Here is a 12,570-nt window from a genome sequence, read left to right as displayed (position 1 = left end):
TCCTCGGTCTCACGTCCTGCCTCTACTGTGCGCCCACTTCGGCGGGGATGTCTATGCCGTAGAGCCGCGCGGCGTTGCGCCAGCAAACCTTTTCGCGCTGCTCGGCGGAGAGCGCCCTGGGCAACTTCGTGGCGTCGCCGAACTGCCAATGCGGGTAACTGGAGCCGAACATCACCATGTCGTCCTTGCCGGTGAAGCCGAACCATTCGCCCGCGAAATCGACGTCACCGGGACCATCGAGGCTGCCTTGGACGAAGTAGACGTGCCCCGGGAGGTAGTCGCTGGGAATGCGCGGCGCCCACGGCGTCTGCTCCAGGTGTGGCCGGCCGAACGTGTCCATCCGCCAGATGAACGGTGTCACGAAGTCGGCGGCACCGTCGGCCCAGACGAACTTGAGGCCGTCGAAGCGCTCGAACACGCCCTCGGCGATCATGTTCATCTGGTGATAGATGTAATTCAGCGCCATGAAGCTGACGTATTGCTCGTACGTGCGGGTGTTGCCGGACGGCGTGGGCGGGAACATGATGCCGTTGCCCACTTCGATGTGCGCGGCCACCGGAAGGCCCGCGTCGACCGCGGCCTCCCACAGCGGCCAGAACTGCGGCTTGCCGTAGAGCTCGCGGGATTGCAGCGGCACACCGATCTGGACGACTCGAGGATGCGCACGCCACTTCTCGATCTCTCGCAAGGCGCCTGGGATGTCGTCGGGATTTACCCGGATGGTGCCGCGGAATCGCTCGCCGAACTCGCTTGACTCCAACCAGTCCGACACCATCATCTCGTTGTGCGCAGCATGCAGCGCGCTGCCCAGGTGCCGGTCGGGCATGATGCCGCGCCCCATCGGATGCAGGACCGCTACGTCGACCCCGTGCTTCGAAAAGAGTTGCTGGGCAACGAATGCCGGGTCTGAGCCGGGGTACCGCCGGTCCGGTCCCTCGGTGTTGGGCGCGTACTCGCCGCCCGGGGCGCCGTACCAGTCCATCTCGTAGTCGGGGAAGCCGCGGCTCTTGAACGGCTCGCGCAGCACGCTCCGCAGCGCTTTGTTGGACGGGAAGAAGATGTGCACGCTCGCGTCGATCAGCGGCGTGCGGGTTCCGTCAGCGTGTTCGATCACGAAAGCCGTCCTTCGGCTCGGGCGGCCAAAGTGAGCCCGGTCGGGTCATATGATAGATAACCTAACATTCTTCTCGGTGGCCGATCAATGGGTTTCCGGTAAGCGTTTCGTTTAATCATCGTCGCTGGTAACGGGCAGTTTCGGGAGCTTCGTGCAAGTAGGGTTCTTAAATCTGGATAATACCATTCTCCGGCCGGTGGGTGAGTGCCATCCGTCCCCTTGCCGCCGGCAGGATCTACGGGTTAGGCAGCCCGATGAATCCGACCTCCTAGTCCCGCTCAAGGTCGCCGAATGCCTCGCGCGCGATGCGGAAGCTGTCCACCGCGGCCGGCACGCCCCCGTAGATGGCAACCTGCAGGAAGATCTCGCGAATCTCGTCGCGGCTGACGCCGTTGGTCAGCGCCGCCTTGACGTGCGTGCGCAGTTCGTTCGGCCGATTCAGCACCGCGATCATCGCCAGGTTGAGCATGCTGCGCGTCTTGCGGGTCAGCTCGTCGCGGCCCCACACCGCGCCCCAGCAGTATTCGGTGACGAGATCCTGCAGGGGCTTGGTGAAGTCGTCCGCGTCGGCCAGGGCGCGGTTGACGTACTCCTCGCCGAGCACCTCGGAGCGGACCTGCAGCCCGCGCTGGTAGGTTTCGCGATCCACTGGTCTTCTCCTTCGTCGTGGGAGCATCGCCTGAGCGCAGTCTCGCATCGCCGCCCGTTGGCACGGGTCTACAGGCGGCGATCAATGCGTCCCGCCGGGCTTTCGCGGGCCCACGCCGCGAACCGTCGGGGCTGCGTCGTCGCCGGAACGGGCTGTCCCGCATGGCAATCAATCCTCGACCGCTGGCATCGGCCCGCCGCTGCCCCAGGGGTAGGCCTGCGAACCCGCTCGAGCGGGCGGTCAACCCATAACCCGTTTCTGAGATTACTACTTCCGCGTGCGAGAATGATATTCTCGCACGCGACGGTGGTGACAGGAGGCGGCCTTCATGCTGTTGGAGTTCGATGCCGATCAGCGGCTGTGGCAGAAGACCGTTCGCGACGCCGTCGCCAAGCAATGCCCGCCGTCGCTGGTGCGCAGCGTGGCCGAGGATGGCGTCGACCCCACCCCCCTGTGGAAGTCGTATGTGGACCAGGGCTGGACCGAGTTGAGCGATCCGGAAAGCGCCGTCGAGCTGGCTATCGTGCTCGAAGAACTTGGCCGTGCGACCGACCCCACCCCATTCCTGGCGACGATGAGCCAGTACGCGCCGCTGGCGGCCGAACAGTTCGACCCCCACGAGTCGGGCACCGCCGTCCACACCGGGGTGGCCGCGCACCGCGACGCCGAGGGCTGGGTGTTGGACGGCACGGCCCGGCATGTCCTCGACGGCGACCGTGTCGACCGCCTGGCGGTGGTCACCGACGCCGGGGTGTTCATTATCTGGGCGAACCAGGTGTCGGCGCGGCGCGCCGCGGTCTTCGACCCCGTCCTGCACGTCGCCGACTTGTCGTTCAACGAAGTCCGCGTTCCCGACACCGTCCGGCTCACCGTCGACTCCGAGCGTGCGCACCACATCGCCCTGACGGGCATGGCTCTCACCATGGTCGGTGCCTGCCAGCGCATCCTCGACCTGGTGCTCGAACATGTCGGCAGCCGTCAGCAATTCGGGGTGCCGATCGGCTCGTTTCAGGCCGTTCAGCACAAGGCCGCCGACATGCACGTCGCGGTGGAACGCGCACGGGCGCTGGCCTACTTCGCGGCGCTGACGATCGCTGCCGACGATCCCCGCCGACGGCTGGCGGCGGCGATGGCCAAGGCGTCGGCGGGGGAGTGCCAGTCGCTGGTGTTCCGGCACGGCCTGCAGCTCCATGGCGCAATGGGATTCACGTGGGAGAACGATCTGCAGTTCGCGCTGAAACGGGCCAAGGCGGGCGAGCTGATGCTGGGCGGCGCCGCCGAGCACCGGGCCCGGATCGCGGAGGAATACCGTGCAGCTGACTTTTGATTCCGACGTCGAGGAGTTCCGCGCCGAGTTCTCCGCCTTTCTCGACGAAAACCTGCCTCCCGCAAGCGAAACGCTCGAGCGGCCCCGGTCGGTCTCGCACATGCCGCAGTGGGCGCGCCGGTGGCAGCGGCTGCTGTTCGACAACGGGTGGCTGTTACCCAGTCAGCCGCCGGAATTCGGTGGGCGCAACGCGACCGTCATCCAGCAGTTCGCCTACCTCGAGGAACTCAGCCGCCGCCGGATCTACCACAGTTTCAACCCGCAGGGCGTGAATATCGTTGCGGCGTCGCTGTTGTCGTTCGGCAGCGACGAGCAGAAGCGGCGCTGGGCGGTGCCGATCCTGCGGGCCGAAATCACCGCATCGCTGGGGATGAGCGAACCCAGCGCGGGCTCCGACCTGGCGTCGTTGCGCACCCGCGCGGTGCTCGATGGGGATCACTTCGTGGTCGACGGGCAAAAGGTGTGGACCTCGGGCGCCCACGACGCCGACGTCCTGCTGACCTTCGTGCGCACCAACCCGGATGCGCCGAAGCACAAGGGAATCAGCGCGCTGATCATCCCCACCGACACCCCCGGACTGGTGCGCCGGCCGTTCCCGTCGATCTGTGGCGCCGATGATCTGGACTTCAACGAGGTGTTCTTCACCGACGTGCGGGTGCCGGCGGAGAACCTGGTCGGTGAGATCGACCAGGGCTGGCGGGTGGCCAACGGGTCGCTGGGGCACGAGCGGACCATGATGTGGCTGGGATTCGCCGATCGACTCGAGAACATGATCGACGACTTTCATCCCAGCACCGACGTCGAGCGCGACCAGTACGCCAGCACGATCATGGACAGGCAGGCCCTGCGCCTGCTGGGTTCGGTGGCGCTGGCCCGTGCGGCGCGCGGCGAAGACGACGTGGCCGCGATCTCCGTGCTGAAGCTGCTCGGGTCCGAGGCCGAACTGCGCGGCATGGAGCTGGCGCTGACATCGGCGGGCTCCGACGGGCTCGTCCACCCCGGGCTGACCGGGCCGTACGCGCACATGAACCTGGACCACTATTTCGCCAGCTGGTTCGAGCGTTACGCCCGCAGTTTCTCCGGGACGATCGCCGGGGGCACGTCGGAAATCCAGCGCAACATCATCGCCCAGCGGATGCTCGGCCTGCCGCGCGGCTAGCCCGGGGCTCGACGACGACCGGCGAGTTGCGTTCTATCGCAGCGGCACTCGGTGTCTTAGACCGGGTCGAATTTGGTGATCAGCCACTGGCCGTTGACTCTGGTCAAGCTCACCAGCACACTGCTGGACGCCATCGCGGGGTCCGGGTTGTCCTTGCTGGTGGTGCTCTGATCGACCAACACCAGCACGACCGCCGAGCCCGGATGTAGCTCCGAGACCGCGGCCCCGATCACCCGGGCGCTGGTCTTCAACGCCTTCTGTTTGGCCGCCGGAGCGACGATCTGGTCGGTGAACTGGTTGTAATACGACAGGAAATCCCCGGACAGGTGCGATTTCGCAGCGGCGAAGTCTTTGTCGAGAGTGTCGGGCGAGTAGGACAGCAAGGCGACCGTTCCATCGGACGCCGCGCTGACGACTGCGCTCGCGACGCCGGGATCGGTTTGTTTGTCGGGCCGGTACTGCTTGAAGTACAGCCAGGTCGCCACGCCACCGGAGATCAGCAGCAGCGAAATCAGTAGGACGGGAACGGCTTTCACTCTCCGCCGCGCGGGAGGTTCGCTGCGCGCGCCGTCTTCGGCGCGCTCGGAAGATTCGTTCGCGGCGTCGCTGTCGCGGTCGTCCTCGCTCATGGAACGAACTCCAGTTTGGACATCTTGTATTGCCCGCCGTCGTCGGTGACGGTCACCTTGAGCCGCCAATTGCGTGGTTCATCTTTGGCGCCCGCGGCATTGCTGATCCGCGACGACGCCGCCACGAGCACCAGCGCGGAATTGCCATCCATGGATTGGACGGCCGCCGCGTTCACGGTGCCCTGAGTGACCACCTTGGACTGCTCGACGACGGTGGTGAAATCCTTTGCGCGCTGCTGGAAGTCGTCCCTGAACTGGCCGGTCGAGCTGTCGATCACCCGCTGGACGTCCTCCTTGGCCCGGTTGAAGTCCATCGAGAACATGTTGACGACACCCTGTCGGGCCCCGGCGATGAAGCTGGCGGTGCGCTGGTTGCGCTCGGAGGTTTCGTGGCGTTCCCACATCATGTATCCGCTGGCCGCGACGAAGGCGCAGATGAGCACGATGACGGCGGCTTTCCATGCCACCGACCACGACGGCAACCGGACGCGCCGCCGTGAGCGGGCCGACTGGGAATCCGACGCCGCGTCTTCCCGATCCTCGTCGGCGCCTTCTTCCGGGGTCTCCGCCTCGTCGGCGGCTTCGACGGTGTCGGAGACGTCGTCCTTGGTCTCCGGCTCGTCGGCGTCGGTCGTGTCCTCGTCGGCGTCCGCCGCCTCTTTCGCAGTCTCCGCCTCCGCCTCGGCCTCCTCGGCCGCGGCGGCCGCCTGGGCCTGCGCCTCACGCCGTAGCCGGGCGGCACGGGCGCGGGCGCGGGCCGCGGCGGCCAGCGCCTCGGCCTCGGCCGCTTCGGCCTCGGCCTCCTCGAGCAACGCCTGCATGTCGGCTTTCGGCGTGGCCGAATCTTGCGGTTCCTTCGCCTCAGCCATCCCGCTCGCTGCCCGCCGCCCGCATGATCGACTGACTCGCTGTGTGCCTCACGCGGCTACCATCGCACGAGCGAGAACGGCCAACTGTCGGTGCCCCCCGGTCCGCCCCCGCAGCCGGTGTCGAACGTCGAGTCGACCTGACCGGCCAGCGTCACCGGGTCCCACGAGTACACGTCGTGCGAGGGAAAGAACTGGACGACGCAGCGCACACCGTCGGGCACGTCGACGGCCATGGTGTAGCGGCCGTTGACCAGGTGGGCGTTCGCGTTCCAGAACGCCGCCTGCCCGTTGGGTTGCGCAATCGTCTGGATAGTCAGGCATTCCGGTCCTTGGTTATATCGGCACGGTCGAATCGCCCAGATCCAGCTGTGGCCGGGGTCGCGTGGCGTGTCCAGCCGGTAATTGCCAACCTGCATGTCCGCGTGGGCGGTCGGCTCGAGGGTCAACGCGGCGATGGCGAGCGCAAGGCTCAGCGCGAGGGTCTTCACCGATGCGTCTCCCATCTGTGCGCGCGGTTGCTGCAAATATAAGGCGCGGCCACGTTGAACAGGCCTACTCGTAAAAATTGGGGCGGTCAACGGCCCGCATCGGCCGGCTCACTCGCCCGGGCCGCCGGGGCTGGCTCAATCGATTACCGCGGCTTCCTTGCGTTCGGTGATCGGTCGGGCGAGTTCTTGCTCGTCGCAGATGCACTGCAGCTTCTCCACCGTCTCGTCCAGGCCGGCCCCCACTCTTTGGCCGGGGGTGAAGGTGGCCGGCAGTTTGCGCATGCCCTGGATGACGCCGATGGTCTCGTAGTGGATGGTGCCGTCGGGGTCACACCGGTAGTCGGGCATTCGATCGAGGACCGCCGTCAGCATCGATTTGAACACCGTGCGCGCGACGTTGGATCCGATGCATCGGTGGACGCCGAGACCGAAACTGAAGTGGCGGTTGCCTTTCCGGTCCAGGATGATCTCGTCGGGGTCCGTGAACACCGCTGGGTCGCGGTTGGCCATGGCCCACGAGATCCACAACCGCTCACCCTCTTTGAACTGAGTGCCGTCGAGCTCGAGGTCGTCGGAGAAGGTTCGGCCGTCGCCGGGCGCCGGCGTGAAGTACCGCAGGAATTCCTCGGTCGCGGAGTCGAGCAGGGCGTCGCGTTGCTGGCTGAGCAGCTCGCGTTGGTCGGGGTGCTCCGAAAGCCATTCCAGCGAGTGGGCGGTCAGCGCCGTCGTGGTGTCGAAGCCGCCGCCGATCACCAGCCCGAGGTTGCCGAGGATCTCGAGATCCGGGGCGGGCTCACCGTCGATGCGCATCTCGAGCAGAGCATTGACGATGCCGGGCCGCGGATTCTCGCGAATCTCGATCATGTTGTTGACCAGGTCGAGCCCCATCTGCCGGTGCATCTCCGTCACCCGCTGGATGTCCGGGGAATGCTCGGGCGTGTACACGGCCGCATGGGTCGGCTCGCTGTACATCTGCCAGTTCTTCAGGGGGATGCCGAGCATGGCCAGGGTCAGCACCGCCGGCACGACGTTGGCCAGATCGTCGACGAAGTCGATCTCGCCGCCCTCGATCTTCTCGTCGAGGCAGGCACGAGTCACGTCGTCGATGAAAGGCTTCCAACGCTTGACGGCTGCCGGTGACAGATAGGGGTTGAGCACGTTGCGGTAGATGCGGTGCTCGGGGTCGTCCATCTCCAGGATGCCGCCGCGCACCCCGTTGATCCGGCTGGCCGTCGGAATGGAGATGCCTTTGTAGCCGCGCCGTTGGTTGTTGACATCGTGATCGTTGGACACCGCGGGGCAGCGAGCGAGTTCGAACACCTCGTGGCTGCCGGCCGCCACCCAGTGGCCGCCGTAGGTGTCGCTCCAGGCCATCGGGCACTTCGCGTGCATCTCTTCGGTGATGGCCTTGAAGTTCGACCGGTATTCCGCGGAATGCCGCTCGAAGTGATACCGCTTCTTCTTGCGGTCGCTATCGCTGACCGCGTCGTCGACACTCAACGCTCTGTCTCCCTTTGCGCGTCATTCGGTGATGATGATGGCTTGCTCCGGGCACGATTGCGCCGCTTCGCGAACCTGGTCCTCCCGATCAGCCGGGACCACTTCGTCGATGGCTGACGAACTGCCGTCGATGTCGCTGAGCTCGAACGAATCCGGCGCGATCATCGAGCACAGAGTGTGACCCTGGCAGCGTTCCGGATCGACCCAGACCTTCACGGTGTCTCCTTGCGAATTGATTGCCGACAATCCTCGAGGGGCGCGACGGCTCAGGTGTTGCGACCGCCGTTGACGCCCAGGATCTGGCCGGTGATGTAGCCGGCTTCCTCGGACACCAGGAAGGCGCAGGCCGCGGCGATGTCTTCCGGCTTACCCATGCGGCGCACCGGCGTCCGGGCGATGGTCTCGTCGATGTTGCCCAAATATCCGTTCTTCTCGGCGGCGCGCAGCATCGGGGTGTCGATGAAGCCCGGCGGCACGGCGTTGACCGTGATGCCGCTGGGTCCATACTCGAGCGCCAGGGATTTGGTGAGCCCGTTGACCGCGGACTTGGCCGCCACGTAATGGCTCATGTACGGCGCGCCGGAGTGGGTGCTCGAGGACGAGATGTTGACGATGCGTCCCCAGTTCGCCTCGATCATGTCGGGCAACACCGCCTGGATGGTGTGGAAGACGCCGTTGAGGTTGACATCGATCACGCGCTGCCAGTCTTCGAACGTGATGTTGTTGAAGCGCTTGAATCCGTCCAGGCCGGCGGCGTTGACCAGAACGGTGACCGGCCCGAGCCTGGCGCGAATCGCCGCGAAGGCCGCGTCCACCTGAGCTCGGTCGGTGACGTCGGCGGTGAACGAGTGGTCGTCGTCGGACGGTCTGAGATCGATGCTGGCGACGTCCAGACCGTCGGCGCGCAGGCGTTGCGCGACGGCAAGCCCGATGCCGGATCCACCGCCGGTGACCACCGCAGTCTTCACGTTGAGGCCTCTAATTCGATAGGTGACCGTCTCAGCCATAAAGAATGTCGCTTACAATTATGAGAACCTTACTCTCACGCAAGAGCGCGTCGCAACACACTCTGGAAACCCTGTTTGGCCTGCGTCAAACTGCGGGTCCTGGCGGCCCACGGGCGCTTACGTCGCTGGTCAGCCGCCCGGCCGCATTCCTGAGAGTTTCTTGAATTATCGAGACACGAATGTAAGATTCGCCGGGGAAGAGAATGAAATTATCGTGACCGTCACCACATGAGGGGGTCGGAATGCCTGCCCAGGACACGGCAGAACCCACCGCGACTATCGCGGATGCCGCGCCTGCGTCACGCGTCGACCGTCGACTCCTGATCGCCAGCTGGCCTGCGGACGTCTTCAGCCGCGACCAGGGCCGGGCGCTGGCGGTGGCGCGCCGGATCCGCACCGGCTCTTTCTCGATCAACGGCGGCAACTACTTCGGCGCGGACAGCCCGTTCGGGGGCTTCAAGCAGTCGGGGGTCGGTCGCGGGATGGGGGTGCCCGGCCTCGAGGAATTCTTGGAGCGCAAGACGTACGCGGTGCCGTCGTTGGGGGCCCCGGCGTGAGGCCGCTCGAGGGCATCCGCGTCCTGGAGGTCGCCATGTACGGGTTCGTCCCGTCGGCGGGCGCCGTGCTCGCCGAATGGGGCGCCGACGTCGTCAAGGTCGAGCACGCGGTGACCGGTGACCCGCAACGCGGCCTGCGGCAGACCGGAATGTTGCGCGTCGAGGGGGATCCCAACCCCAACATCGAACACGCGAACCGCGGCAAGCGCAGCATCGGACTGGACATGTCGGTGCCCGAGGGCAAGGAAGTGCTCTACGAGCTGGTCCGGCGCTCGGACGTGTTCCTGACCAGTTTCCTGCCCGGTGCCCGCCAGAAGTTCGGGATCGACGTCGACGACATCCGGGCGGTGAACCCGAAGATCGTCTACGCGCGCGGAAGTGCGCTCGGCCCGCGCGGCGAGGAAGCCACCAAAGGCGGCTACGACATGACCGCCTTCTGGTGCCGGGCCGGAACCGCCGCGACCATCACCCCGGCGGGGACGCCGGGGATGATCGGGCCGCCCGGACCCGCCTACGGCGACACCATCTCCGGCACCAACCTCGCCGGGGGCATCGCGGCGGCGTTGCTCAAGCGGGAACGCACCGGCGAACCGTCCGTTGTCGACGTGTCACTGCTCGGCAGCGGTCTGTGGTCGATGGGGCACACGGTCGCGCTGACGAACCATCTGGGGCAGCGACTCGAGGCCCTGCCGCCGGGCGTGCACGGCGCACCGAACAATCCATTGGTGGGGCTGTACACGACCTCGGATGGCCGGTACATCTCTTTCGTGATGATGCAGCCGACCAAGTTCTGGGCGGACGTGTGTCGACACGTCGATCTGCCGGAGCTGGCCGACGACCCACGCTTCGCGACCGTCGAGGAGATCGCCGCCAACACCGCGGATGCTGTTGAGCTCTTGACCAAAGCCATCGCGACCCGCACGCTGGCCGAGTGGAGCGAGCGGTTCGCCACCCTGGCGGGACCGTGGGCGCCGGTGCAGGACACGCTGCAGGCGGCCGAGGACGCGCAAATCCGGGCCAACGAATACCTGGTCCGCGCGGGCGAGCTGGAACTGGTGGCCAATCCGGTCCAATTCGATGTCGCGGCGCCGAAGACCGGTCCGGCGCCCGGCTTCGCCGAGCAGACCGACGAAGTACTGCTGGAGCTCGGCCTCGATTGGGATCGCATCATCGACCTCAAGACGGCCGGCGCCGTCACTTAAGACTGGAGTTTCTTGTCTATGTTGGTATTACGGCCCGCTGTCGTTGTTGCCGGGACCCGCTCACGGCGCCCTGAGCTTGCGGTTACGGGTTGTTGCATAACGGTTAAGCGTTTTTTGCTCCACCTGGACTCGGCATGAGTCATAATCGCCGAACGCTTCAAGGCGCGGAGCACTTTGTCTTGCGGCGTCAACTCACGCGACTGAACGGAGGCACCGGCGTGAGGATCAGAAGCGCTACCACGCCGGCCGAATTTCGGCCGTCCGCTGGGCGTTTCGTCATCAGACGCATCCACTCGGCCTCGCCGGTTCAGCCGAATCTACCGCAGCTCCTGCGCGACAACAAGACTGGCAGTCTCGTAGCGTGGAAGGGAGTTGGCGCCAATGGCGACTAAGGGTGCCGACCACTGGTCAGCGGGATTGCCCCAGCTGAAACTGAAGTTCGACATCTCGGGGGCGATGCAGGCCGTCGGAGCTCTGTTCGCCATGTCCGCCGACGCGGTGAAGTTTTTGTTCCGCCGGCCGTTCCAGTGGCGGGAGTTCTTGGAGCAGTCCTGGTTTGTCGCGCGGGTGTCGCTGGCTCCCACCCTTCTGGTCGCGATTCCGTTCACCGTCCTCGTCAGTTTCACGCTCAATATCCTCTTGCGCGAACTGGGCGCGGCGGATCTGTCCGGCGCGGGTGCCGCGTTCGGAGCAGTCACCCAGCTCGGACCGCTGGTCACGGTTTTGATCGTGGCAGGCGCGGGTGCCACGGCAATGTGTGCGGACTTGGGCGCGCGAACAATTCGCGAAGAGATCGACGCGATGGAGGTCCTCGGCATCAACCCGGTGCAGCGGCTGGTCACACCGCGCATGCTGGCCTCCGGTTTGGTCGCGTTCTTGCTCAACAGCCTGGTCGTCATCATCGGCGTCCTTGGCGGCTACGTCTTTTCGGTGTTCGTCCAAGACGTCAATCCGGGCGCATTCGCCGCGGGCATCACCTTGCTCACCGGCGTGCCCGAGGTGATCATTTCGTGCGTCAAGGCAGCGCTTTTCGGCCTCATCGCCGGCTTGGTCGCGTGCTATCGCGGCCTGTCGATCTCCGGTGGGGGCGCCAAGGCCGTTGGCAACGCGGTGAACGAAACCGTGGTTTACGCCTTCATGTCCCTGTTCGTCGTCAACGTGGTCGTCACCGCGGTCGGCATCAAGATGACGGCGAAGTAAGGCTGCCCATGGCGCTGAGGGCCACGTATCCGCGACTGTTCCGTCAGCTCGAGCGGCCGATCGCCTTGATGGGCCGGATCGGCGACCACACCCTGTTCTACGGCAAAGCGCTCGCCGGGATACCCTTCGCGGCCACCCGGTACACGCGCGAAGTCATTCGACTGATCGCCGAGATCAGCATGGGCGCGGGCACTTTAGCGATGATCGGCGGAACCGTCGTGATCGTCGGTTTTCTGACGCTGGCGGCCGGTGGCACGCTGGCGATTCAGGGCTACACCTCGCTGGGCAACATCGGCATCGAGGCACTGACGGGCTTCTTGTCCGCGTTCATTAACGTGCGCATCGCGGCACCGGTGGTTGCCGGGATCGGTCTGGCGGCCACCTTCGGCGCCGGCGTGACTGCCCAGCTGGGTGCCATGCGGATCAACGAGGAAGTCGATGCGTTGGAGAGCATGGCCATTCGGCCGGTTGCGTATTTGGTGAGCACCCGCATCCTCGCGGGCATGCTGGCCATCACGCCGTTGTACGCGATCGCCGTCATCCTGTCGTTCGTGGCCAGCCAGTTCACCACTACCTTTCTGCTCGGGCAGTCGCAGGGTTTGTACCAGCACTACTTCAACACGTTCCTGAACCCGATCGACTTGCTGTGGTCGTTCCTGCAGGCCGTCTTGATGGCGCTCACCATCCTGCTGATCCACACCTATTACGGCTATTTCGCTTCGGGGGGGCCCGCCGGCGTGGGCAACGCGACCGGTAACGCGGTGCGCACCTCGCTCATCGTCGTGGTGTCGGTAACGCTGTTGGTGTCGCTGTCTATTTACGGTTCGAACGGCAACTTCAACCTGTCCGGTTAGCGAAGGAGGTGGAAC

13 protein-coding genes and 1 pseudogene are annotated in these 12,570 nt (G+C 65.6%); 6 read left to right on the top strand and 8 right to left on the bottom strand.

All coding sequences use genetic code 11. From position 1 onward, the window contains the following. Positions 1–22 precede the first annotated feature (22 nt). Both BRW65_RS17345 and BRW65_RS17340 read right to left on the bottom strand, forming a co-directional pair. Complete coding sequence (locus BRW65_RS17345; protein WP_073876667.1) at positions 23–1,114, bottom strand: amidohydrolase family protein; 1,092 nt, start codon at positions 1,112–1,114, stop codon at positions 23–25. 268 nt (positions 1,115–1,382) lie between these two features. Then, positions 1,383–1,763 carry a carboxymuconolactone decarboxylase family protein gene (locus BRW65_RS17340; protein WP_073876666.1) on the bottom strand — a complete coding sequence of 127 codons (381 nt, stop codon included), beginning with the start codon at positions 1,761–1,763 and terminating at the stop codon, positions 1,383–1,385. Between the two features lie 328 nt (positions 1,764–2,091). Between BRW65_RS17340 and BRW65_RS17335 the strand changes: the two genes are divergently transcribed. Both BRW65_RS17335 and BRW65_RS17330 read left to right on the top strand, forming a co-directional pair. Continuing rightward, on the top strand, positions 2,092–3,090 hold the full coding sequence (locus tag BRW65_RS17335) for an acyl-CoA dehydrogenase family protein (protein ID WP_073876664.1): 999 nt from the start codon (positions 2,092–2,094) through the stop codon (positions 3,088–3,090). Beyond that, positions 3,074–4,249, top strand: a complete 1,176-nt coding sequence (locus tag BRW65_RS17330; protein WP_073876662.1) for an acyl-CoA dehydrogenase family protein — start codon at positions 3,074–3,076, stop codon at positions 4,247–4,249. The genes BRW65_RS17335 and BRW65_RS17330 overlap by 17 nt, the downstream gene beginning before the upstream one ends. A gap of 56 nt (positions 4,250–4,305) precedes the next feature. Here the strand turns inward: BRW65_RS17330 and BRW65_RS17325 are convergent, their stop codons facing one another. The 6 genes from BRW65_RS17325 to BRW65_RS17300 all read right to left on the bottom strand — a co-directional run bounded on the left by BRW65_RS17325 (position 4,306) and on the right by BRW65_RS17300 (position 8,703). Next, positions 4,306–4,878 (bottom strand): hypothetical protein, encoded by a 573-nt coding sequence (locus BRW65_RS17325; protein WP_073876660.1) that lies wholly within the window; start codon positions 4,876–4,878, stop codon positions 4,306–4,308. Further along, a complete protein-coding gene (locus BRW65_RS17320; RefSeq protein WP_073876658.1) occupies positions 4,875–5,747 on the bottom strand; it encodes a hypothetical protein in 873 nt (290 codons plus the stop codon). Before BRW65_RS17320 ends, BRW65_RS17325 begins: the two co-directional genes overlap by 4 nt. A gap of 56 nt (positions 5,748–5,803) precedes the next feature. Further along, entirely contained in the window at positions 5,804–6,250 is a 447-nt protein-coding gene (locus tag BRW65_RS17315; protein WP_073876656.1) for a hypothetical protein, read from the bottom strand. 120 nt (positions 6,251–6,370) lie between these two features. Continuing rightward, positions 6,371–7,735 (bottom strand): cytochrome P450, encoded by a 1,365-nt coding sequence (locus BRW65_RS17310; protein WP_073876654.1) that lies wholly within the window; start codon positions 7,733–7,735, stop codon positions 6,371–6,373. Between the two features lie 21 nt (positions 7,736–7,756). Beyond that, the gene (locus BRW65_RS17305) at positions 7,757–7,951 is read right to left on the bottom strand and encodes a ferredoxin (RefSeq protein WP_067273711.1); all 195 of its coding nucleotides are present in this window, start codon (positions 7,949–7,951) and stop codon (positions 7,757–7,759) included. A 50-nt stretch (positions 7,952–8,001) separates the two neighbouring features. After that, on the bottom strand, positions 8,002–8,703 hold the full coding sequence (locus BRW65_RS17300) for an SDR family NAD(P)-dependent oxidoreductase (RefSeq protein ID WP_073876652.1): 702 nt from the start codon (positions 8,701–8,703) through the stop codon (positions 8,002–8,004). A 383-nt stretch (positions 8,704–9,086) separates the two neighbouring features. Between BRW65_RS17300 and BRW65_RS17295 the strand changes: the two are divergent. The 4 genes and pseudogenes from BRW65_RS17295 to BRW65_RS17280 form a co-directional block, all read left to right on the top strand. Then, positions 9,087–9,299: pseudogene (locus tag BRW65_RS17295) on the top strand (aldehyde dehydrogenase family protein); the annotation flags it as partial. After that, positions 9,296–10,501 (top strand): CaiB/BaiF CoA transferase family protein, encoded by a 1,206-nt coding sequence (locus tag BRW65_RS17290; RefSeq protein ID WP_073876651.1) that lies wholly within the window; start codon positions 9,296–9,298, stop codon positions 10,499–10,501. The pseudogene BRW65_RS17295 and the gene BRW65_RS17290, both read left to right, overlap by 4 nt. Before the next feature lie 381 nt (positions 10,502–10,882). Then, a complete protein-coding gene (locus BRW65_RS17285) occupies positions 10,883–11,701 on the top strand; it encodes an MlaE family ABC transporter permease (RefSeq protein WP_073876649.1) in 819 nt (272 codons plus the stop codon). A gap of 8 nt (positions 11,702–11,709) precedes the next feature. Beyond that, positions 11,710–12,555, top strand: a complete 846-nt coding sequence (locus tag BRW65_RS17280) for an MlaE family ABC transporter permease (RefSeq protein WP_073876647.1) — start codon at positions 11,710–11,712, stop codon at positions 12,553–12,555. The last annotated feature ends 15 nt before the right edge of the window (positions 12,556–12,570 follow it).

Origin of the sequence: Mycobacterium paraffinicum (genome assembly GCF_001907675.1) — a bacterium.
Classification (GTDB): domain Bacteria; phylum Actinomycetota; class Actinomycetes; order Mycobacteriales; family Mycobacteriaceae; genus Mycobacterium; species Mycobacterium paraffinicum_A.
This window is presented reverse-complemented; position numbering and strand designations above follow the sequence as displayed.

What these genes read in the sequence shown, in the direction of transcription:
- BRW65_RS17285 (WP_073876649.1), top strand. Translation starts at nt 10,883, where the DNA reads ATGGCGACTAAGGGTGCCGACCACTGGTCAGCGGGATTGCCCCAGCTG.
- BRW65_RS17335 (WP_073876664.1), top strand. Translation starts at nt 2,092, where the DNA reads ATGCTGTTGGAGTTCGATGCCGATCAGCGGCTGTGGCAGAAGACCGTT.
- BRW65_RS17315 (WP_073876656.1), bottom strand. Translation starts at nt 6,250, where the DNA reads ATGGGAGACGCATCGGTGAAGACCCTCGCGCTGAGCCTTGCGCTCGCC.
- BRW65_RS17320 (WP_073876658.1), bottom strand. Translation starts at nt 5,747, where the DNA reads ATGGCTGAGGCGAAGGAACCGCAAGATTCGGCCACGCCGAAAGCCGAC.
- BRW65_RS17325 (WP_073876660.1), bottom strand. Translation starts at nt 4,878, where the DNA reads ATGAGCGAGGACGACCGCGACAGCGACGCCGCGAACGAATCTTCCGAG.
- BRW65_RS17280 (WP_073876647.1), top strand. Translation starts at nt 11,710, where the DNA reads ATGGCGCTGAGGGCCACGTATCCGCGACTGTTCCGTCAGCTCGAGCGG.